Raw genomic sequence first — 21,658 nt, forward strand, 5'->3', positions numbered from 1 at the left:
GCAAAGAAAGTGACCCCCGCCCCGGGGAGGGGCAGTGCTAATAGACCACCGCGAAATCGGGATTCCACGAAAGCCCATTAACACAAAGCCCCAGCAAAAAACCTCAACGATTCACCATCCGCGCCGGCACGCTCAACGCGAGCAACGCACCAAGCACGAGAAACCCTGCAAGCATATACATCCCGCTCGCGGTAGAAGCGGTCACCTGCTTGAGCCATCCAACGAGATAGGGACTCAAAAACCCGGCCAAGTTACCCAAAGAATTGATCATAGCAATCCCCGCCGCCGCACCGGTACCGGCGAGAAATGCCGTCGGCAGACTCCAGAACAACGGCAGCGTGGTAAGAATACCCATCGTCGCAAGCGTGAGGCCGATCATCGCGAGCGTCGTGTTCGACGACCACACCACCGACAGCACCAGCCCGATCGCACCGATGAACGCCGGAATCGCGATATGCCAGCGACGCTCGCCGGTCCGGTCCGCGCTGCGCGCCGCGTACAGCATGCCGATCACCGCCGCGCCATACGGAATCGCGGACAGCAGGCCGACCTGCAAGGCATCGGAGACGCCCATCGACTTGATGATCGTCGGCAGCCAGAAGCTCACGCCGTAAAGGCCCATCACGAACGAGAAGTAGATGAGGCTCATCAACCAGACCTTCGGGCTCGACAGAATCTTGCCAAGCGAATGATCTTCCTTCGCGACGTTATCCGCCACGATATTGCGCTCGAGCAGCTCGCGTTCTTCCTGCGTGAGCCACTTGGCTTTCGCGATGCGATCGTCGAGCAGCGCAAACACGAAGAAACCCACGATGATCGACGGAATGCCTTCGAGCAACAGCAGCCATTGCCAGCCGTGCCAGCCGTGCACGCCGTCGAAGGTCTTCATGATCCAGCCGCTGATCGGGCCGCCGATCAGACCGGACAACGCGATGGCCGTCATGAAGAGCGTCGTCATGCGCCCGCGCCTGCGCGCGGGAAACCAGTACGTCAGATAAAGAATGATGCCGGGGAAGAAACCCGCTTCGGCCGCGCCGAGCAGAAAGCGCATCACGTAGAACATCGTCGGCGTGGTGATGAACATCGTGAGCGCCGAGATGATGCCCCACGAAATCATGATCCGCGCGATCCACACGCGCGCGCCCACGCGATGCAGGATCACGTTGCTCGGTATCTCGAAGATGAAATAGCCGAAGAAGAAAATGCCCGCGCCGAAGCCATACACGGCGTCCGAGAGTTGCAGGTCGGCGGCCATCTGCAGTTTCGCGAAGCCGACGTTCACGCGGTCCAGATACGCGACCACGTAGCAGATCAGAAGAAGCGGCGAGAGCCGCCACGCGACCTTGCGATACGTCGCCTCCTCGAAGGCCGATGGCACGCCCGCGCCGGGGCGGGGCATGGGATTGGCGGTGCTGGCCATGTTGCTTGTCTCCTCTAGTTTTTTAGCGCTTTAGGTCGAGCGGATGGGCCCGCTCGCGATTACAGACGCGTAAGGATTCTAGCCCGTCGGCATTCACGCCAAGGGCTTGTTCTTGCTAGGGAAAGCACGGATGTTTGGGCGCACGCCGCACGCGTCGCGCGGCGTGCGCCTGGCATCGCTCAGACGCAGCGCCCGCCGTCCACCTCGAGCGCGACGCCGGTGATGAACTCGGCATCGTCGGAGGCGAGGTAGAGCGCGGCGTTGGCGATGTCCTGCGGCGTCGAGAGGCGGCCGAGCGGAATCGTCGCGAGAAACTTCCGGCGATTCTCGGGCGTGTCTTCCATGCCCATGAACTCGGAGAGCAGGGCGGTTTCGCCCATCACCGGATTGATGCAGTTCACGCGGATGCGGTCCGGGCCCAGTTCGACCGCGAGCGCCTTGCTCGCGATGATGACCGCCGCCTTGCTGCCGTTGTACCAGACGAGTCCGGGACGCGGCCGCACGCCCGCCGTTGACGCGATATTGATGAACGCGCCGCCGCCCTGCTCGCGGAAGTACGGCACGAACTGCTCGACGCTCCAGTAGATGCTCTTCACGTTCACCGCGTACACGCGATCGAATTCGGCTTCGGTCACGTCGAGCACGGGTTTGTTGCGATGAGTCGTGCCCGCGTTGTTGACGACGACCTGCACGCTGCCGAAGTCCTGGATGGCCGCATCAAAGAGCGTTTGCCAGTCGGCGCGCTTCGTGACGTCGCCCGCCACGGCGATCGCGCGCCCGTGCTTCACTTCCGCCGACGACGCGAGCGCGATCTCGCTCGCCACGCGTTCGGCGGCCGGGCCGTTGAGATCGTTGACCACGACGTTCGCGCCCTCGCGCGCAAAGGTCTTCGCGATGCCTTCGCCGAATCCCGAGCCGCCGCCCGTCACGATCACCGTCTTGCCTTGCAGTCGCATATCGTCTCCCGTTATCCGTGTTTGATGGCAATGGTTTTCAACGTCGTGAAGCCGTACAGCGCCTCGAATCCTTTCTCGCGTCCGTGTCCGGAATGCTTCACGCCGCCGAACGGCAATTCGATGCCGCCGCCCGCGCCGTAATTGTTGATGAACACCTGCCCCGAGCGCACGCGGCGCGCGAGGCGCATCTGCCGCGCGCCGTCGCGTGTCCAGATGCCGGCAACGAGGCCGTAGTCGGTGCCGTTGGCGAGTTTCAGCGCTTCGGCTTCGTCGTCGAAGGGCATCGCGGCGAGCACTGGACCGAACACTTCCTCGCGCGCGAGACGGTGCGTCGGCGGGACGTCGCGCAGCAGCGTGGGCGCCTGATAGAAGCCCGCTTCGGGCGCATCGCCGACGACTTCGCCGTGCGCGGCCATCGGGATGCCGTCGTGCTGGGCATCGGACAGGAAGTCCCACACGCGCTGCTGCTGCTTCGCGCTGATGAGCGGGCCGCAGTCGAGATCGAGCTTGCTCGGGCCGACCTTCAGCGCCGCGAACGCCTGCGACAGGCGCTCGATAAGCGGCTCGTAGGCCGCGCGCTCGATCAGCACGCGACTGCCCGCCGAGCACGTCTGCCCCGCGTTCTGCACGATCGCGGCGACGAGCACGGGCAGCGCGGCGTCGAAATCGGCATCGGCGAACACGATTTGCGGCGACTTGCCGCCCAGCTCCAGCGTCACGGGAACGTGGTTATCGGCGGCCATTTTGGTAACGGCCGCGCCCGTCGCGGGGGAGCCCGTGAACGAGATGTGATCGATGCCCGGATGCCGCGCGAGCGCCGCGCCCGCTTCGTGTCCATAGCCGGTGACGATATTGAGCGCGCCGTCGGGCAGGCCCGCTTCAGCCGCCAGTTCGGCGATGCGCAACAGCGACAGGCACGCGTCCTCGGCAGGCTTCGCAACGCACGCATTGCCGGTCGCGAGCGCGGCCCCGACGCTGCGTCCGAAAATCTGCAGCGGATAGTTCCACGGCACGATATGGCCCGTCACGCCGTGCGGCTCGCGGATCGTGAGCACGGTGTAGCCGTATTGATAGGGCAGGGTTTCGCCGTGCAGCTTGTCGGCGGCGCCCGCGTAGAACTCGAAGTAGCGCGCGATGCCGGCGGCGTCGGCGCGCGCCTGCTTCAGCGGCTTGCCGGTGTCGCGCGCCTCGATTTGCGCGATGTCTTCGTGGCACGCGGCGATCAGCATCGACAGGCGCGCGAGAATGCGCCCGCGCTCGACGGCGCTCATCGCGCCCCATTCGCCTTCGAACGCGGCGCGGGCGGCGGCGACCGCGCGGTCGATATCGGCCGACGTGCCGCGCGCGATCTGCGCGAAAATCTGCCCGTCCGATGGATCGACGACGGGAATCGTCTCGTTGCCCGATGGCGCGACCCATCGGTTATTGATGAAATGCTTCGCGTCTTCCATGCATGTCTCCTGAATACGGGTTTCTGCTGCCGGAATTCGATGCCGCTTCCGATTATCGCGCCAACGCCCGCCCCGCGCCGTGCGTGCAAAGGACGCGCAAACCGATTGGCTATAATGACGCAATCACGCATCTACGCGCGCGAGGGCCACGACGGTTCGCGAATGACCGTCCGCCCGTGCGATTCCATCTCCGACCTCAACTTCTCCAGAGAGTGCTCATGAGCTTCAACAACGTACCTCCCGGCAAGGATCTCCCGCAGGATTTCAACGTCATCATCGAGATTCCCGCGCAGAGCGATCCGGTCAAATACGAAGCGGACAAGGACATGGGCCTGCTGGTCGTCGACCGCTTCATCGGCACCGGCATGCGCTATCCCGCCAACTACGGCTTCATTCCGCAGACGCTCTCCGGCGACGGCGACCCGGTCGACGTGCTCGTCATCACGCCGTTCCCGCTGCTGGCAGGCTCGGTCGTACGCGCGCGTGCGCTCGGCATGCTGCAGATGACCGATGAATCCGGCGTGGACGCGAAGCTCGTCGCCGTGCCGCACGACAAGATCTGCCCGATGACGGCGAACATCAAGTCGATCGACGACGTGCCCGAATATCTGAAAGACCAGATCAAGCACTTCTTCGAGAACTACAAGTCGCTCGAAAAGGGCAAGTGGGTGAAGGTCGAGGGCTGGGCGGGCATCGACGCCGCGCACAAGGAAATCTCGGAAGGCGTCGCGAACTTCAAGAAGTAAGCGCGCTTTTTGACGAAACGCCGCCGCGTTGCCGAAACGCGGCGGCGTTTTTTATTCTTCTTCGCTTGCCTCGATCCGGGGCAACAACGATTCGAGCGTCCGCTCTCCCGCGATCAACGCGCGCTTCTGCTGCGCGGTCAGACGCTTCACGCGATATTCGGCGCGCAACGCCTCCGATCTCCCCGCCAGTTCGAACGACGCGAGCACACGCAGCGGCTTTCTTGCGCGTGTATAGCGCGCGCCCTTGCCGCTCGCATGCGCGCAGAAGCGCGCTTCTACGTCCGTTGCGATGCCCGTGTAGAGGCTGCCGTCGGCGCATTCGATCAGATAGAGGAACCACGGCATCGCGTTTCGTCGGCGCTCGATGAAAGATTTGCCGCGCATTATCGCCGAAAGCACCGCGTCGGGGCGCTTTTGTCCGCTTCGGCGTGCCGCAGCGAGTTGCGCGAGAATAGCCGCTTTCGGGCGCGGCTTTGCACGGCTAGCGCTCATCGATATTTCAGCGAGGTAGCCTGTTGAATCGCGAGGTCGAAATTCATGTGGTCGATGCGCTGGACGAAATCCCGGCCGACGACTGGAACCGGCTCGCCGGCGATAACCCGTTCGTGCGTCACGCGTTTCTCTCGGCGTTGCAGGAGACCGGGTGCGCCGTCAAGCGCACCGGCTGGCGCGCGCATCATCTGGTATTGAAGCGCGGTGGCGAGTTTGCCGGCGCGATGCCGCTTTATCTGAAGTCGCATTCGCGCGGCGAGTACGTGTTCGACCACGCGTGGGCCGACGCCTTCGAGCGCCACGGCCTGCGCTACTACCCGAAGGCGCTGTCCGCCGTGCCGTTCTCGCCGGTGACGGGCCCGCGCCTCATCGCCGCGCATCACGAGGATCGCGTATTGCTCGCGCGTGGGGCCATCGAACTGACGCGGCGTCTCGAGCTTTCGTCGCTGCACGTGCTGTTTCCGCACGCGCAGGATGTCGCGGCGCTGACGGATGCGGGCTACATGCTGCGCGAAGGCGTGCAGTTCCACTGGGAAAACCTGCCCGGCGACGGCTACGAAAACTTCGACGCCTTTCTCGCGACGATGAGTCACGACAAGCGCAAGAAGGTGAAGCAGGACCGCCGGCGCGTGACGGAAGCGGGCGTGACGTACACGTGGCTGCGCGGCAAGGAGATCGACGAAAGCGCGCTCGATTTCTTCTACGATTGCTACGACAACACGTATCGCGAGCACTGGAACGCGCCGTATCTTTCGCGCGAGTTCTTCGGCCGGATTCACGCGGATGCGCCCGACAGCATGTTGCTCGTGATCGCCGAAGCAGACGGCGCGCGGCTCGCGTGTGCGCTCAACATGATCGGCGGCGACACGATGTACGGCCGTTACTGGGGCACGCGCGAGTTCATCTCCGGGCTGCACTTCGAGACGTGCTATATGCAGGGCATCGCGTACTGCATCGAACACGGGCTCGCGCGTTTCGAGGGCGGCGCGCAGGGCGTGCACAAGATGTCGCGCGGCCTTTTGCCGACGCCGACATGGTCCGCGCACTGGATCGCCGATCAGCGTTTCGCGCACGCGATCGCCGAGTTTCTCGACGCCGAGACGCAGGCGATGGATCAGCATATCGAGGAACTCGAAGCGCATACGCCGTTCAGGAAGAAAACCTGATGCGATAATCGACGAGACCTTTCGTTGCAACACGCGCACGCACATCCATCCCGACCATGAGCAGAAACTTCTTCAACCTGTACAGCCACGACTTCGCGCGCGTCGCGGTCGGCGTTCCGTCCTGCAAGGTGGCCGATCCCGCGTTCAACGCGGCGCAGACGATCGAACTGGCGAGAGAGGCGGCCGCGCGCGGCGCGGTTCTCGTCGCGTTTCCCGAGCTCGGCATTTCCGCCTACACCTGCGACGATCTCTTCCATCAGCGCGCCTTGCTCGATGCCTGCGAAGACGCGCTGCAAAGCATTCTGGATGCGTCGAAGGGATTGAATATCGCGATGATCGTCGGCGCGCCGATCAAGACGGAGCACAAGCTCTTCAATTGCGCGATCGTCATCGCCGACGGCTTCATTCGCGGCGTCGTGCCGAAGAGCTATCTGCCGAACTACGGCGAGTTTTACGAGGCGCGTCAGTTCAGCCCCGCCGATGCCGCCGCGACGAACACGCTCACGCTCTGCGGTCAGGATGTGCCGTTCGGTGCATCGCTGCTGTTTCAGATCAAGGACCTGCCGCTCTTCAGATTCCACGTCGAGATTTGCGAGGACGTGTGGGTGCCGATTCCGCCGTCGTCGTTCGCGGCGCTCGCCGGGGCCACGGTGCTCGTGAATCTGTCGGCGTCGAATATCGTCGTGGGCAAGTCGGCGTATCGGCATCAACTCGTCGGGCAGCAGTCCGCGCGTTGCGTCGCGGCGTATCTGTACACGTCGGCGGGCAATGGCGAATCGTCCACCGATCTCGCCTGGGACGGGCAGGGCCTCATCTACGAAAACGGCGAGATGCTCGCGGAGTCCGAGCGCTTCTCGGACCGGTCGCATCTGATCTTCGCCGATGTCGATCTCGAACGGCTCTCGCGCGAGCGCATGCGGCAAACCACGTTCGGCCGATCGACGCACCGGCACGCGAACGAAGTGGAACAGTTCGATGTCGTCGAGTTTCCGCTGACGGTTCCCGCCGACGGGAAGCTGCCGCTCGAACGCCGCGTCGCGCGCTTTCCCTACGTGCCCGCCGACGCCGCGCGCCGCGACGAACGATGCAACGAGGTCTACAACATTCAGGTGCAGGCGCTGTTGCAGCGGCTGCAATCTTCGGGTATGTCGAAGGTCGTCATCGGCATTTCGGGCGGGCTCGACTCGACCCATGCGCTGCTCGTGTGCGCGAAGGCGATGGATCGTCTCGGACTGCCGCGCTCGAACATCCTCGCCTACACGATGCCGGGTTTCGCGACCAGCGATCGCACGCTGCGCCAGGCGCGCGAGCTGATGGAAGTCGTCGGCTGCACGGCGAGCGAGATCGACATTCGGCCGAGCTGCATGCAGATGCTGACGGACATCGGCCATCCGCACAGTTCGGGTGCCGAGCAGTACGACATCACGTACGAGAACGTTCAGGCAGGCGAACGCACGAGCCACCTGTTCCGGCTCGCGAACCTCAACAACGCGATCGTCATCGGCACGGGCGATCTGAGCGAGCTCGCACTTGGTTGGTGCACCTACGGAGTGGGCGATCACATGTCCCACTACAACGTCAACGCGAGCGTGCCGAAGACACTGATCACGCATCTGGTGCGCTGGGTCGCGGAGTTGGGGCAGATCGGCGGCACCGGAACCGACGTGCTCGAAAACGTGCTGAGCACCGACATCAGTCCGGAACTCATTCCCGGCAAGACGAGCGGCGTGGTCGAGCAGAAGACCGAGAGCGTCATCGGGCCGTACGAATTGCAGGACTTCAACCTCTACTACACGCTGCGCTTCGGCTTTGCACCAACGAAGGTCGCGTTTCTCGCGCTGCATGCGTGGCGCGATCGCGATGCGGGTGCGTGGCCCGAAGGTCCGACGGTCGCGCGGAATCAATACGACCTCGGCGAGATCCGCAAGAATCTGCGGATCTTTCTGGATCGATTCTTCCGCACGAGCCAGTTCAAGCGCTCATGCATACCGAACGCGCCGAAGGTCGGCTCGGGCGGCTCGCTTTCACCGCGCGGCGACTGGCGCGCGCCGAGCGACGGACAAGCGACGGTGTGGCTCAAGGACCTCGAACGCGTCCCTGAGAAAGAGTGATATCGCGCGTTACCGGACACCTCGCGATTTTCCGGACCGCTTGCGCGATGAAACGCGGCTAGAATCGAAAACATCTGCCCCACGCGGGGCACGACGTTTTTTCGAACCCCTTGAATCGATCTTTACGCGAGGCACGCCATGAAACGCATCACCGCCATCATCAAACCGTTCAAGCTCGACGAAGTCCGCGAAGCGCTCGCCGAAGTGGGCCTCACGGGTCTCACGGTCACGGAAGTGAAGGGCTTTGGCCGCCAGAAGGGGCATACCGAGCTTTATCGTGGTGCAGAGTATGTCGTCGACTTCCTGCCGAAGGTGAAGATCGAAGTCGTCGTCGCGAACGATCAAACCGATCAGGTCATCGATGCGATCATCGGCGCCGCGCGCACCGGAAAGATCGGTGACGGCAAGATCTTCGTCGCCGATGTCGAGCGCGTAATCCGTATCCGCACCGGCGAGGAAAACGAAGCGGCGGTCTGAGCGCCGCGATTTCGTTTTTGCCGATCCGGCCCGCCGTTCGCGCGGGCCTTTTTCCTTCGTCCTTCGATTCGCGCATGCACCAGCGCGATGCCCGTTTTTTTCGCGCGTATTCATCGGCCGACCTCGGATTGCCCCGTCCGTGCGGTAACATCGAATTCCGGTTAGTTCTTTGTAAGGAATCGTTTGATGCATCACGCGATCGGCTTCATTCAGGATCTTGCGGTAATCATGGCCATCGCGGGCGTCGTGACGGTGCTGTTTCATCGTCTGCGGCAGCCGGTCGTGCTGGGCTATATCGCCGCGGGCGTGATCATCGGGCCGTACACGCCGCCGTTCAATCTCATTCACGACGAAGTGACGATCCAGACGCTCGGCGAACTGGGCGTCGTATTCCTGATGTTCTCGCTCGGGCTCGAATTCAGCCTGCGCAAGCTCTTCAAGGTCGGCGCGACGGCTATCGTCGCGGCGCTGTCGGAAATCGTTCTGATGATCTGGGTCGGCTACGAGATCGGGCGATGGTTCGGTTGGAACGCGATGGATTCGCTCTTTCTCGGCGCGATGCTCGCGATCTCGTCGACGACGATCATCGTGAAGGCGCTTTCCGAACTCGGCATGAAGGGCGAGAACTTTGCGCAGATCGTGTTCGGCATTCTGATCGTCGAAGATATTCTCGCGATCGCGATGCTCGTGCTGCTCTCCGGCATCGCGCAAACGGGTTCGGTGAGCGCGGGCGTCGCGGCCGTCACGCTCGGCAAGCTGCTGCTTTTCATGACGGTTTCGCTCGTCGTCGGCATTCTGACGGTGCCGCGCGCGCTCAATTACGTGGCGCGCGCGAAGAGCGACGAGATGCTGCTCGTCACCGTGCTCGGCTTCTGCTTCGGCTTCTGTCTGCTCGTCGTGAAGCTCGATTATTCGATCGCGCTCGGCGCGTTCCTGATCGGCGCGATCATGGCGGAGTCGAAGCATCTCGCGCGCATCGAGCATCTGATCGCGCCCGTGCGCGACATGTTCTCCGCGATCTTCTTCGTGACCATCGGGCTCTTGCTGAATCCGGCCGTGCTCGTCGATTACGCGTGGCCGATCGCCGTCATCACCTTCGCCGTCGTGCTCGGCAAGATCGTCTCGTGCGGGCTCGGCACCTTTCTCGCGGGCAAGGACGGGCGCACGTCGATGCGCGTCGGCATGAGCGTCTCGCAGATCGGCGAGTTCTCGTTCATCATCGCGTCGCTCGGGCTGTCGCTCAAGGTCACGAGCAGCTTTCTCTATCCGATCGCGGTGGCCGTGTCCGCGCTCACGACGCTCTTCACGCCGTATCTGATCCGCGCCGCCGATCCGCTCACGATGCGCCTCGCCCGCGCGATGCCCGCACCGCTCGCGGATACCTTCGGCCTCTACTCGCAGTGGCTCGCGAGCCTCACGCCCGTCTCCGGCGGACCGACGCTCTTCTCGATGACCCGGCGCATCGTTGTGCAGATCGCGGTGAATCTCGCGCTCGTCGCGGCGATCTTTCTCGGCGCGTCGTATTCGGCGCCGTTCGCGTCGGGCTATCTCGCGCGCTGGCTCGATACCGACAACGCGCAACGCGTCGTGCTGTGGAGCGCGGCGCTCGTGGTCGCGCTGCCGTTTCTGGTCGCGGTGTATCGCAAGCTCGAATCGCTCGCGCTGCTGCTCGCCGAAGTGAGCGTGCAGCCCGCGAAAGCGGGGCGCTTCACGCGCGCGATCCGCTCGGCGATCTCCGGACTGATTCCGATCGTCGCGATGTTCGGCGTCTTTCTGCTCGTCGCGGCGCTCTCGGGCGGCATCCTGCCGCCGTTCGGCCTGATGGTCGGCGTGCTGCTGTGCGCGGCGCTCCTGCTGACCGTGCTTTGGCGCTGGTGCGTGAAAATCCACGCGACGATGCAGATCGCCTTGCGCGAGACCTTCGAGGAACCGCGCGATCATTGAAGGCTCGCTTCACGGGATAGCCCTGACAGCGGCTCATCACGGGTTCCCGCGATAATGTGAGCCTATGTGACCAAATGTGTGCTGGTTTGCCCCGTGCTGGTCTGAGGCGGATAATTGGAATTTGTGCATTCTCCATATGGCGTTCAAGCGCCTGAATCCGGAATGAGCGATAACAAAACGTCCAACGACGCAAGCAGCACCGACGCGCGCCGCACCGGCGCCGACTCTCAAGCCGCGCCGCGAAGCGCGAATCCCACGGCATCGCCCGAAGCGGCGGCAGCGGCTGCCGCGCCCGGCCCGCAGGCGAGCGCGACCGAGCGGGCATCGACGGATGCGCCTTCGAGCGCATCGAACGTCGAACCGGTCGATACCGCGCAGGCCCGGCGCGACGAAGCGCAGCAGGCCTCCCGCGAAGGGCGTGCGGCGGCGGCGAGCGCGACTGCCGCGCAGGAAGCCGCGGTGCGCGAACAGCAGCGCGCATCCGGCAAACCCAGAGCGAGTCTCGCCGAGAATCTCGAAGCCGCGACCGAAGCGGAAGCCGCGAGCACGGCCAGCGCGCAATCCGCTTCATCCGATTCCCCGAGTGGCCGCGCGACCGTCCTGCCGCCCGAATTCGCGGAAGCGCCGGACTTCGGCAAGCTCAATCCGCCGCCGCTGCCCTTGCACGAACAGGCGGCAGCGCCGGCACAGCCCGCGTATCTCAAGCACTCCGACTCCGCGTGGTCGGTGTTCGGCCGGATCGTCGCGGCGCGTGCGCGTCAGATTTTCGATCGCGCGGGTCAGCGCATCACGCAGCGCACATTGCGCATCGGCGTGTCGGCGCGCATCTTTCATCCCGAGCCGGGTGCGAAAGGACTGCGCGGCAAGACGCTGCAATACCTCGAAGAATCGATTGCGCATTGGGTCATGTCGCGCGATGTGCTCGTGTTCATGATCCCGACGGTCGGCCACCAGGGCATGCTGCATCCGAGCAATATCCGTTTGCGCGACTATGCGAAGCACCTCGACGGCCTCTTGCTGCAAGGCGGCGCCGACGTCTCTCCGCAGTCCTACGAGGAAGCGACGACGCGTCCCGAATGGCCGGGCGACCGCGTCCGCGACATGTATGAACTGGAACTGCTGCACGAGTTCGTCGAGTCGGGCAAGCCCGTGCTCGGCGTGTGCCGCGGCTGTCAGCTGATCAACGTGGCGTTCGGCGGCACGCTTTACGGCGATATCGCGACCGATGTGCCGACGGCTGGCCTTCACGTCAGCGAGCATTACGACCAGCATCGCCATTCGATCCGCTTCCCCGATGGTTCGACGCTCGTCAACATGTTCCCGAACCAGCGCGAGGCGATCGTCAACTCGATCCACCATCAGGCGGTGAAATCGATCGGGCGCGATCTGAACATCGAAGCGGTGTCGGCTTCGGACGGGATCATCGAGGCTGTGCGCTACCGGAAGGCGCCGTTCGTCGTCGGCGTGCAGTGGCACCCGGAGTTTCATCGGGCGGGCGGCGCGGAGCTTCTCGATTGCACGCCGCTGCTCGATACGTTCCTGCGCGTTGCGCGAGAGACGCGCTTCTGAGTTCAAGCGCGTTTCGGCACGTCGCAAAGCAAAAGGCCCGCTCGAATTGAGCGGGCCTTTTTCGTTTTCAGCGCGATGGCGTCACGCTCACCGGCGCGAGTCCCGCTTCCGTCTGCTTCTGAAGCTGTTCGACCTGCATCTGCAGCGCGCGCAGCTTGCGCTCGGCATCCAGCTTGTCCGTTTGCAGCACGGCGGATTCGGCCTGCAGTTGCTGCTGACGCTGCGACACTTGCGAATCCTGCTGCTGCGCGAGCTGGAGATCGGCGGTGAGACGGTTGGCCCGATCGGCCGATTTCGCGATCACACGATCGAGCAGCGCCTTCTGTGCCTGCAATTGCGTGCGGCGGATTTCGCCATCGGCGAGTTCGAAGCTCTTGCGCGAGAACTGCGCGTAGATCGATTCGGCGCGGACCGTGTCCTGCGTTTTGACGACACGCCACCAGCGCGCGTCCTGCGAGAGCGCGACGTAGTACACCATCTCCTGCGCGAGGAAGAAAAGCTTCGCGCCGTAGCTGCCGTTGCGCGTGGCGCGTAACTCCGTGAGGCTTCCGGCCTGCACGAGGTTCTGCAACTCGGCGATGTTGCCTTCGACGCGCGGCGCGTTCGAGTCGGCGTTCAGATCGGACAGGTCGACGAGCGCGGCCTGTGCGGGCTCGTTTGTCGTGGCCGCAGGCTGAACTGCTTTTGCGACAGCTTGCGCCGTCGCGGGCGCGGCGAGCGTGTTCGTGAACGGCACAAACAGGCCGCAGAAGGACAGGGCGAGCGTGAGCGTCGCGTAACGGAGATAACTGAGTTGCGTCATGTTGGCGTCGTGACCGGAATGGTTGATCGGGCTGGCGGTGCGTATTGCGCTGGTCAGCGCGCGCCATTGGCAGCGCCGCGGCCGGACGAGGCCGCGTTGCTGTCGAGGGTCGGTGAATGCTGGAGCATCGAGGAGAGCGTGGCCGGGTCCATCGACAAGGAAGCCTTCGACGGCCCGCTCGCGATTTTTTCAGCCGATGCCGCACGCACGCGCCGCGGCGCCGCCGGTTTCACGACGCGCTCGCTGGTTGCTTGAGCGACATGTACGGCGCGCTTCGTGTGGGGTGTCAGCACGGCTTTGACCCGGGCGATGTGCTTGCGGTCTTCCGCTGGCGCGACGACATGCACAGGTGCCTCTTCCGGCTCGATCGCGGCGGATGCAACCTCGGTTTTGGTCGCGGCCGAACCGACGGTTTCGATGGCGTGGCTGTCCGCGCTCGGCGGCGTGACGACTGCCGGCGGCATCGGCGTTTCCGATTCCTGCTCGACCCGCGCCGCCTGGCCGGTAGGCGCTGCCGGCTGGGCCGGCTGCGTGCGAGTCGCGGTTTCTTCGGCTGGCGCGGGGGGCGTGACGCGGCGCGACACCGGTGGATGAGCGAACAGTATCCATACGATGAGCACGCCGCAAGCAGCCGCGATGGCGCCGACGACCAGCTTGCCGAAGCCATGTCCGCGAGCGTGCGCCGGTGCATTGACCGTCAGATGAACGGATTCGGCGCGGGGTTCGTCGGCATCGTCTTGAGCGTTCGAGCCTTGCGTCAGGTTCAGCATCGCGCGCGGTATGTCTTCCTTGGCGAAGATGCCCCACAGGCTCGTCGCGCGATAAGGCGAGTGGATGTCGGACAGGCTCAGAGCCGGCACATAGGCCGTGACGAGGCGTGCCGCGAAGAGCGCGAATTCTGACGGCGTTTGAACGGGGCGCGAGCGCGCAGGCGACCACTCGAATCCGAAGTTCAAGGACGGCTCCGTCAGCGCGCGCAGCGTCGGCAGACGCAGATTGCCTTCCACTAAGATCAAGGGTTCGGACATGAAGATTCCACATGCATGCGCCCGGGCGCGGGCAAACGAGACGGCCCGCACGGACCATCGTGGCGCATGGAGATGGCGCCGCGGGTTCGGCGCGAGATGGCCAGAATTTCGACCCGCGATCATACGAAACCGTTATGTGCCCGACGACCAGAAAATTCCTATTGTCTATTTTTGACAGGAATGCTTATTGACCGACTTGATCTTCTTGTGCTTAGTCGAGCGGAAACACGTAACGCAATGAGAAGACGTCGATGCCGCCCACGTGGTCCGCTTCACGTTCGGCGCACGTCCAGCCACGCGATTCGTAGAAGCCGATTGCCGCGGCGTTCTGTTCGAGCACGGAAAGATACAGTTGCCGCGCGCCGCGCGAGCGAGCCCAGCGCGCGGCTTCGTCGAGCATCACGGTGCCGGTGCCGAGGCCGCGATGTCCCGGCATCGCGTGCAGATTGTCGACGAGCACGCTGCCGGTCTCATCCGGTTCGACGAGACAAATGAAGCCGACCGGTTCCCCTTCGTGTTCCGCGATGAACACGCTCGCCGCCCCCGCCGCGACATCCTTCATGCGCGTATTCCAGTGAGCGACGCGCTCGCCTTGCAAATCGCGATCGAGATACGTGTCCGGCAGGATGCCGCGATACGCCGATGCCCAGCTTCGCGTATGCATCGATGCGATGAGCGCGGTGTCGTCCACAGTCGCCGCGCGCAACGTGATTTTCGGAGTCATGTTTGCTCGTATGTCAGCTTGAAGTTAGGTGAATGTAACCGTATTTTAAGGTTGTTTGACGTGATGTTGCGCGAAGTTATGTGCAGTCATGGGCGGTGCGGCGTTAAGATTGAGGGCGTTGCGTTTACAAAAAACGAAAGAGACCCCGCTTCAGTCGCCGTGCGTTCGCGCAGAACTGAAGTGCGCCCCTAGTTCCCCGAGAAAGTCATGTCCACGACCCACATCGCACCCGCCAACGAATCCAAGTTCAAGTCGGTATTTCGCGTCGTCAGCGGAAACTTCCTTGAAATGTACGACTTCATGGTCTACGGCTATTACGCTTCCGCGATCGCCAAGACCTATTTTCCGAGCGGCGACGAGTTCGCGTCGCTGATGCTCGCGCTGTCCGTCTTCGGCGCGGGCTTCCTGATGCGGCCGGTCGGCGCCATCGTGCTCGGCGCCTACATCGACCATCACGGGCGGCGCAAAGGCCTGATCCTCACGCTCGGGCTGATGGCGGTCGGCACCGCGTGCGTCGCGCTGGTGCCGGGCTACGCGACCATCGGTGCGCTCGCGCCGATCATCGTGTTGGGCGGACGATTGCTGCAAGGCTTCTCGGCCGGCGTGGAACTGGGCGGCGTGTCGGTGTATCTGTCGGAGATCGCGACCAAGGGCAACAAGGGCTTTTATTGTTCATGGCAGTCCGGCAGCCAGCAAGTCGCGGTCGTGTTCGCGGCGCTGATCGGCGTGATCATGAACCGCCTCTTGCCGCCCGAGCAGATGACCGCCTGGGGCTGGCGCGTGCCGTTCCTGATCGGCTGCCTGATCGTGCCGTTCCTCTTCATCATCCGCCGCTCGCTGCGTGAAACCGACGAGTTCCTCGCGAGAAAGCATCGGCCGAGCATGGGCGAGATCGCGCGCTCGATCGCGCAGAACTGGGGCATCGTGATCGCCGGGATGGGCATGGTCATCATGACGACCGTGTCGTTCTACATGATCACCGCGTACACGCCGACCTTCGGCAAGGAAGTGCTGAAGCTCTCCGCCACCGATGCGCTCGTCGTCACGGTGTGCGTCGGCCTCTCGAATCTGATCTGGTTGCCGCTGATGGGCGCGGTGTCGGATCGGGTGGGGCGCCGTCCGGTGCTGCTCGTGTTCACGATCCTCACCATTCTGACGTCGTATCCGGTGGTGCAATGGCTGGTCGCGGATCCGTCGTTCGCGCGCCTGCTCATGTGCGAACTGTGGCTTTCGTTCCTGTACGGCAGCTACAACGGCGCGATGGTGGTCGCGCTGACCGAAGTGATGCCCGTCGATGTGCGCACGACCGGATTCTCGATGGCCTATAGCCTCGCGACGACCATCGGCGGCTTCACCCCGGCGATCTCGACGTATCTGATCCACGCGACCGGCAACAAGGCCGCGCCCGGCCTGTGGATGGGCCTGGCCGCGATCTGCGGGTTGATCGCGACGCTCGTGCTGTATCGCTCGCCCGAGGCGCGCAATCAGTACAAGACGGCCTGATGCAAGCGAAAGGTCGAAAAAAATCCCCGTCTCGACGGGGATTTTTTATGCGGGCAGCAAAGCCAGCGCCGCTGCCGTAGCCTCGATGACGTCGCGCCATCGGCCCGGCGCGCGCTGTCGCACGAGCCGCGCCTGCGGATACCACGCGTTGTCGGCGGTGTCGACGCCCCAGCGCCAGTCGGCGGCGAAAGGCAGCATCACCCAGAGCGGCTTGCCGAGCGCGCCTGCGAGGTGGGCGACGGACGTATCGACGGAGACGACGGCGTCCAGCCGATCGACGATCGCGCCCGTATCGGCGAAGTTTTCCAGGCGGCCGTCCAGCGTGTGAATCGACCTCGCGTTCGGATGCGCGCGCAACATGTCACGCTCGCGTCCGGTGATGAACGGCTGGAGCACGATCCAGTCGACATCTTCGAGCGCGAAAAGCGGCGCAAGCTCACTGACCGGCACCGAGCGCGTCTCGCCTGGCTGCATCCGCCCGGACCACGCGATGCCGATCTTGCGCCGTTCCTGGCCGCCGATCGAGCCGCGCCACTTGCGCCGGTAATCGGCGGGCACGACGAGATAGGGCGCGCGCGCCGGAATCGCTTCGGGCGAGGTCATGCCGAGTGCGAGCGGCAGGCTGAGCAGCGGGCAGTAAGCGTCCGCGTGCGTCGGGACGCCGTCCGACTTGCTCTTCAGCTCGACGCGCGCGGCTTGCGCGGCCGGCGCGAGCAGCGGCACGAGCGCGGGCTGCACTTCGAGCACCAGCTTGCCGACGAGCTTCGCCGCGAACGGCACGAAGCGCGTGAACTGCAAGGTGTCGCCGAAACCCTGCTCGGCGCGCACGAGCAGCGTGCGGCCCGGCATCGGCTCGCCATTCCAGCGCGGCAGGCGCGGCGCGGGTTCGCTGCCGGGCGTTTGCAGACGCCATTCGTAGGCAGGCAGACCGCGTGCGTAGTCGCCGGTCGTGAGCAGTGCGAGCGCGCGGTTCAGATGCGCGGCGGGCATCGAAGGATCGATACGCAATGCTTCATCGAACGCGCGCAGCGCCGCGCGATGTGCGCCGAGCGCCAGATGCGCGTTGCCGAGGCAGAGCCACGCGACGCCATATTTCGGATCGAGTCCGACCGCGCGTTCGAAATGCGGCACGGCTTCATCGTGACGGCCGAGCTTGGCGAGCGCGTGAGCGAGCCCGAAGTATCCCGGCGCGAAATGCGGCTGCAACGCGACGGCCTTTCGCAGCACGGGCAGCGCGTCCTCGGGATGGCCGTTCGTATCGAGCAGATTGCCGAGATTGAAATGCGCGGCGACGTAATTCGGTTCGGCCTCGAGCGCGGCGCGAAAGTGCGAGATCGCGCCGAGCGTATCGCCGAGCGCGTTGAGCGCCATGCCGAGATTGTTGTGCGCGCCGGCATGGCGCGGGCGCAGCGCCAGCGTGCGCTTGAACGCGTGCGCGGCGTCCTTGAAGCGGCGCAGCGCGGAGAGCGCGTTGCCGAAGTTGTTCCATGCGGCCGGATCGTTGGGCTGCAGGCGCAAGGCCTTCTCGAAGGCATCGGCGGCATCTTCGTGGCGGCCGGCCGCCGTGTAGGCGTTGCCGAGGTTGTACTGGGCGAGCGGAAAGCCCGGCGCGAGCGTCAGCGCGTTGCGAAAGCGCTCGATCGCGTCGTCCAGACGGCCGAGCGCCTTCAGCGCGTTGCCGAGGTTGAGCTGCAGGCCGGCATCGCCCGGACGCAGGTCCACGGCGCGGCCCACGAGCTCGGCCGCCTCCGCGTGCTGGCCCTGTTGATGGCGCAGCACGCCGAGGTAATGCAGCGCGTCGACGTGACGAGGTTCGGCGGTAAGCGCGGCCTGATAGTCGCGCTCCGCGTCGGTCAGGCGGCCATCGCGATGGGCCGCGAAACCGCGGGCGAATACGGTGTCCATGACGGGGAAGACTTCTGGCCGGGAAAAGCAAACCCCGCATTTTCCCACACCGGCGCCGCTCTTCCGGAGAAGCGCGGTTGACATGTTGCGGCGATGGCACTTAACATGTGAACACCTATTCATATGTTAGCGACGATTGTGGCTTCCGATCCGTCCACCACCGCCAGTCCGATCACGTCCGATGACCGCGTCGTGCCGCTCGCCGACCTGTTCCGCCTGCTCGGCGACCCGACGCGCCTGCGCATCGTGCTTGCGTGCGTCGAACAGCGGCGCGCGGTCGGTGCGATCGCGGAGCTGCTCGGGCTGTCGGCCTCGCTCGTGAGCCATCACCTGCGGCTCCTGCGCGCGGCGCGCATCGTGCGGGCCGAACGCCAGGGCAAGCAGGTGTTCTACGTGGCGGCGGACCGTCACATCAGCGCGATGCTGGGCGAGCTGCTGGAGCACATCGCGGAACCGCAAGCCGACGCCCCCGACATCGAATGACCGCCACCGAATCGCGAGTACGCCCATGAGCACGCATCAGCACGCAGAACACGAGCAACACGAACATCACGAAGGCCACGAAGGCCACGCGCACAGTCACGAGCACGGGCATTCGCATGGCCACGGCGGCCATGGTCATCATCATCACGGCGCGCCGCAGGAAGGGCAGGGCCGAACGTTCGCGCTTGCGGTCGGCCTGAATGTGGTGATCGTGATCGTGCAGGCCGTCTACGGCTTTCTCGCGCATTCGACCGCGCTGCTCGCCGATGCCGGCCACAACCTCTCCGACGTGCTCGGTCTCCTGCTCGCATGGGGCGCCGTGTGGCTCGGCAAGCGCCAGCCCAACTCGCGCTATACGTTCGGCATGGGCAGCTCGTCGATCCTGGCGTCGCTCGCCAACGCGGCGCTGCTGCTCTTCGCGTGCGGCGCGATCGTGCTCGAAGCGATTCAGCGCCTGCTCAATCCGGCGCCCGTCGCGGGGCTCGACGTGTTCATCGTCGCGACGCTCGGCATGATCGTGAACGGCTTCTCCGCGTGGCTCTTCATGCGCGGCAGCAAGGAAGACCTCAACGTGCGCGGCGCGTTTCTGCACATGGCCGCCGATGCAGCCATCTCCGCCGCCGTCGCGGTCAGCGGTCTCATCATCCTGTTCACGGGCGCGAGCTGGCTCGATCCTTTGATGAGCCTGATCGTCGTGTCGGTGATTGTCTACGGCACGTGGGGCCTCGGGCGCGACGCGATGCGCCTCGCGATGGCCGCCGTCCCGTCCTCGGTCGACATGCCGCGCGTCGAGCAATATCTGAAGCAACTGCCCGGCGTACGCGATGTGCACGACCTGCACGTGTGGGCGCTCTCGACGACCGAAAACGCGCTCACGGTCCATCTCGTGATACCCGAGGGCCATCCCGGCGATGCCTTCGTGCAGGGCGTCGTCACCACGCTGCGCCGCGAATATTCGATGCATCATGCCACCGTGCAGGTGGAGTTCGGCGAGGCCTGCCACGCGTGCGTGCTCAGCGAACGCGGGCACGCGCACTGAGTCCGGTGCGGCCGGCGCGCATGCTAAAAGCGGAGGGTACGGGCGTACACTAGACGCCGTGACGTTTTGGGGGAGGACTGCATGTTCGCGCCAAAGCTGAATCCGAACGACAAGCTGGATGTGGCGCCCGTTCTGATCGTCGGCGCCGGTCCGACGGGCCTCGCCGCCGCGATGAGTCTCGCGCGCGCGCACATCCCGGTCAGGCTCGTCGACAAGGCGCGCGAGCCGTCGCCGCATTCACGCGCGATCGGCATTCAGGCGCGCACGCTCGAACTCTTCGAGCAGCATCGCGTGGTCAAGCCGTTTCTCGAACTCGGCCATCGCGCGCGCGTCGCGAATCTCTATTCGAACGGGCAGCGCCTCGCGCGCCTCGACTTCGATCCTTTGCAGACGCGTTATCCGTATCTGCTCTTTCTTGAGCAGTCGCAGACCGAACGCCTGCTCGCGGAGCATCTGGCGACTCAACATGTCGATGTCGAGCGCGGCGTCGAAGTGGTCGATGTCTCGCAAGGATCGGCAGGCTTGCAGGCGAGGCTGCGTCATCCGAACGGACGTGATGAACTCCTGCGGCCTTCGTATCTGATCGCGGCGGACGGCGCCCACAGTTTCGTGCGGCATCGGCTGGGCATCGGTTTCGACGGCAAGACGTTCGATCAAACCTATCTGCTCGCCGATCTCCAGGCCGACTCCGACTGGCCCGACGACGAATTTCATATCTTCGCGTCGGGCGAGGGGCTCGCTGCGCTCTTCCCGATGGGCGGCGACCGCGCGCGCCTGATCGCGGACATGCCGGCGCCGGCCGCGAACGCCGTCAACGCGGCTGGAACGAAAGCCGGCCCGACGCTCGATGAATGCCGCGCGCTCGTCGAGCGGCGCGTGCATCACAAGATCGCGCTGTCGAACCTGACGTGGTCGTCGTACTTTCACCTGAACAGCCGCATGGTCGACAAGCTGCGCATGGAGCGCGTGTTTCTCGCGGGCGATTCGGCGCACGTGCATAGTCCGGCTGGCGCGCAGGGCATGAACACCGGCATTCAGGAGGCGTTCAATCTCGGCTGGAAAATCGCGCGCATGCTCGCGGGCGGCGCGCCCGAGCGGCTGCTCGACAGCTATCACACGGAGCGGCATCCGATCGAGCGCGACGTGCTGCGACAGACGAGCATGCTCACGCAGATGGCCGGCGCCGAGCACGGCCCGATGAAGCTGATGCGCGAGCATGTGATGCCCGCTCTCGCCGCGATCGGCCCATTGCGCGACGCGATGCGGCGCACGGTGAGCGAACTGTCGATCAACTATCGCAAGAGCCCGCTCACGCTGGAGCGTCTGCTCGATGGCGGTCCACGAGCGGGCGAGCGCGCGCCCGATGCACGCGTGCATGTCATCGACGGGCCGCTCGGCAGGCTGCCCGGCGTCGGCTGTCTCTACGATCTGCACGATCCCGGTTGCTTCTCGCTCTTTCTGCTCCTGAATCCGTCGGGCGAGGACGACATCGCGCTTGCGCCCGCGACCATCACCGTCGCGCACGCGATGCGCGACCCGGACCTCGACGGCTTCGTGAAAGCCCTCGAAAACATCATGCCGAACGCGGTGCGCGTCTGGCGCATCACCGATACGCGCGGCGAGGGCGCTAATTCGCTCACCGACAATTACGGCCGCACGCGTCCGGCGTTTTATCTCGTGCGTCCCGATGGCTATATCGCCGCGCGCGGGCGCGCGCCATCGGATGTGCATGGGCTGCTGCGTCACTGCGAGACGTGGTTCGGCGCGCAGGACACGAGCACCGAGCGGCAGCCGGAACGCGAATATCGCGAGGATTAAAAAAGCCCTGCGGTGCAGGGCTTT

18 protein-coding genes are annotated in these 21,658 nt (G+C 64.7%); 10 read left to right on the forward strand and 8 right to left on the reverse strand.

The window, feature by feature from the left end; genetic code table 11:
- Nucleotides 1-103: 103 nt before the first annotated feature.
- The 3 genes from PQR08_RS14350 to PQR08_RS14360 all read right to left on the reverse strand — a co-directional run bounded on the left by PQR08_RS14350 (nt 104) and on the right by PQR08_RS14360 (nt 3,827).
- Nucleotides 104-1,420, reverse strand: a complete 1,317-nt coding sequence (locus PQR08_RS14350; protein ID WP_035503152.1) for an MFS transporter — start codon at nt 1,418-1,420, stop codon at nt 104-106.
- 179 nt (nt 1,421-1,599) lie between these two features.
- Nucleotides 1,600-2,376: an SDR family oxidoreductase gene (locus PQR08_RS14355; protein ID WP_035503154.1), complete on the reverse strand. Its 777-nt coding sequence runs from the start codon at nt 2,374-2,376 to the stop codon at nt 1,600-1,602.
- A gap of 11 nt (nt 2,377-2,387) precedes the next feature.
- A complete protein-coding gene (locus PQR08_RS14360; protein ID WP_250483936.1) occupies nt 2,388-3,827 on the reverse strand; it encodes an aldehyde dehydrogenase family protein in 1,440 nt (479 codons plus the stop codon).
- A gap of 218 nt (nt 3,828-4,045) precedes the next feature.
- On the opposite strand from PQR08_RS14360, the gene ppa reads away from it, so the two are divergent.
- The gene (ppa, locus tag PQR08_RS14365) at nt 4,046-4,573 is read left to right on the forward strand and encodes an inorganic diphosphatase (RefSeq protein WP_035503159.1); all 528 of its coding nucleotides are present in this window, start codon (nt 4,046-4,048) and stop codon (nt 4,571-4,573) included.
- A gap of 51 nt (nt 4,574-4,624) precedes the next feature.
- Here the strand turns inward: ppa and PQR08_RS14370 are convergent, their stop codons facing one another.
- The gene (locus PQR08_RS14370; RefSeq protein WP_035503311.1) at nt 4,625-4,918 is read right to left on the reverse strand and encodes a GIY-YIG nuclease family protein; all 294 of its coding nucleotides are present in this window, start codon (nt 4,916-4,918) and stop codon (nt 4,625-4,627) included.
- A 170-nt stretch (nt 4,919-5,088) separates the two neighbouring features.
- Between PQR08_RS14370 and PQR08_RS14375 the strand changes: the two genes are divergently transcribed.
- The 5 genes from PQR08_RS14375 to PQR08_RS14395 all read left to right on the forward strand — a co-directional run bounded on the left by PQR08_RS14375 (nt 5,089) and on the right by PQR08_RS14395 (nt 12,332).
- Nucleotides 5,089-6,231, forward strand: coding sequence for a GNAT family N-acetyltransferase (locus tag PQR08_RS14375; RefSeq protein ID WP_187605872.1), 1,143 nt, complete (start codon nt 5,089-5,091; stop codon nt 6,229-6,231).
- Between the two features lie 56 nt (nt 6,232-6,287).
- Complete coding sequence (locus PQR08_RS14380) at nt 6,288-8,342, forward strand: NAD(+) synthase (protein WP_408161602.1); 2,055 nt, start codon at nt 6,288-6,290, stop codon at nt 8,340-8,342.
- 138 nt (nt 8,343-8,480) lie between these two features.
- Nucleotides 8,481-8,819 carry a P-II family nitrogen regulator gene (gene glnK, locus PQR08_RS14385; RefSeq protein ID WP_008342452.1) on the forward strand — a complete coding sequence of 113 codons (339 nt, stop codon included), beginning with the start codon at nt 8,481-8,483 and terminating at the stop codon, nt 8,817-8,819.
- 186 nt (nt 8,820-9,005) lie between these two features.
- Nucleotides 9,006-10,763: a cation:proton antiporter gene (locus tag PQR08_RS14390; RefSeq protein WP_408161603.1), complete on the forward strand. Its 1,758-nt coding sequence runs from the start codon at nt 9,006-9,008 to the stop codon at nt 10,761-10,763.
- A 162-nt stretch (nt 10,764-10,925) separates the two neighbouring features.
- Entirely contained in the window at nt 10,926-12,332 is a 1,407-nt protein-coding gene (locus PQR08_RS14395) for a gamma-glutamyl-gamma-aminobutyrate hydrolase family protein (RefSeq protein WP_187605869.1), read from the forward strand.
- Nucleotides 12,333-12,399: 67 nt separating this feature from the next.
- Here PQR08_RS14395 and PQR08_RS14400 read toward each other — a convergent pair whose 3' ends face one another.
- The 3 genes from PQR08_RS14400 to PQR08_RS14410 all read right to left on the reverse strand — a co-directional run bounded on the left by PQR08_RS14400 (nt 12,400) and on the right by PQR08_RS14410 (nt 14,886).
- On the reverse strand, nt 12,400-13,134 hold the full coding sequence (locus tag PQR08_RS14400) for a DUF2968 domain-containing protein (RefSeq protein WP_250483932.1): 735 nt from the start codon (nt 13,132-13,134) through the stop codon (nt 12,400-12,402).
- A 53-nt stretch (nt 13,135-13,187) separates the two neighbouring features.
- On the reverse strand, nt 13,188-14,162 hold the full coding sequence (locus tag PQR08_RS14405) for a hypothetical protein (RefSeq protein WP_408161606.1): 975 nt from the start codon (nt 14,160-14,162) through the stop codon (nt 13,188-13,190).
- 211 nt (nt 14,163-14,373) lie between these two features.
- Nucleotides 14,374-14,886, reverse strand: a complete 513-nt coding sequence (locus PQR08_RS14410) for a GNAT family N-acetyltransferase (protein ID WP_408161608.1) — start codon at nt 14,884-14,886, stop codon at nt 14,374-14,376.
- A gap of 207 nt (nt 14,887-15,093) precedes the next feature.
- Between PQR08_RS14410 and PQR08_RS14415 the strand changes: the two genes are divergently transcribed.
- Complete coding sequence (locus PQR08_RS14415; protein ID WP_035503173.1) at nt 15,094-16,389, forward strand: MFS transporter; 1,296 nt, start codon at nt 15,094-15,096, stop codon at nt 16,387-16,389.
- Between the two features lie 45 nt (nt 16,390-16,434).
- On the opposite strand, the gene PQR08_RS14420 is transcribed toward PQR08_RS14415, so the two are convergent.
- Nucleotides 16,435-18,294 carry a tetratricopeptide repeat protein gene (locus PQR08_RS14420; protein ID WP_408161609.1) on the reverse strand — a complete coding sequence of 620 codons (1,860 nt, stop codon included), beginning with the start codon at nt 18,292-18,294 and terminating at the stop codon, nt 16,435-16,437.
- Between the two features lie 123 nt (nt 18,295-18,417).
- Between PQR08_RS14420 and PQR08_RS14425 the strand changes: the two genes are divergently transcribed.
- From PQR08_RS14425 to PQR08_RS14435, 3 genes are all read left to right on the forward strand, one after another.
- Nucleotides 18,418-18,777 carry an ArsR/SmtB family transcription factor gene (locus PQR08_RS14425; protein ID WP_035503176.1) on the forward strand — a complete coding sequence of 120 codons (360 nt, stop codon included), beginning with the start codon at nt 18,418-18,420 and terminating at the stop codon, nt 18,775-18,777.
- A gap of 25 nt (nt 18,778-18,802) precedes the next feature.
- Nucleotides 18,803-19,816 carry a cation diffusion facilitator family transporter gene (locus tag PQR08_RS14430; protein WP_187605863.1) on the forward strand — a complete coding sequence of 338 codons (1,014 nt, stop codon included), beginning with the start codon at nt 18,803-18,805 and terminating at the stop codon, nt 19,814-19,816.
- An 81-nt stretch (nt 19,817-19,897) separates the two neighbouring features.
- The gene (locus PQR08_RS14435) at nt 19,898-21,634 is read left to right on the forward strand and encodes an FAD-dependent monooxygenase (RefSeq protein ID WP_408161612.1); all 1,737 of its coding nucleotides are present in this window, start codon (nt 19,898-19,900) and stop codon (nt 21,632-21,634) included.
- The last annotated feature ends 24 nt before the right edge of the window (nt 21,635-21,658 follow it).

Source organism: Caballeronia jiangsuensis (assembly GCF_046030135.1).
Lineage (GTDB): Bacteria > Pseudomonadota > Gammaproteobacteria > Burkholderiales > Burkholderiaceae > Caballeronia > Caballeronia jiangsuensis.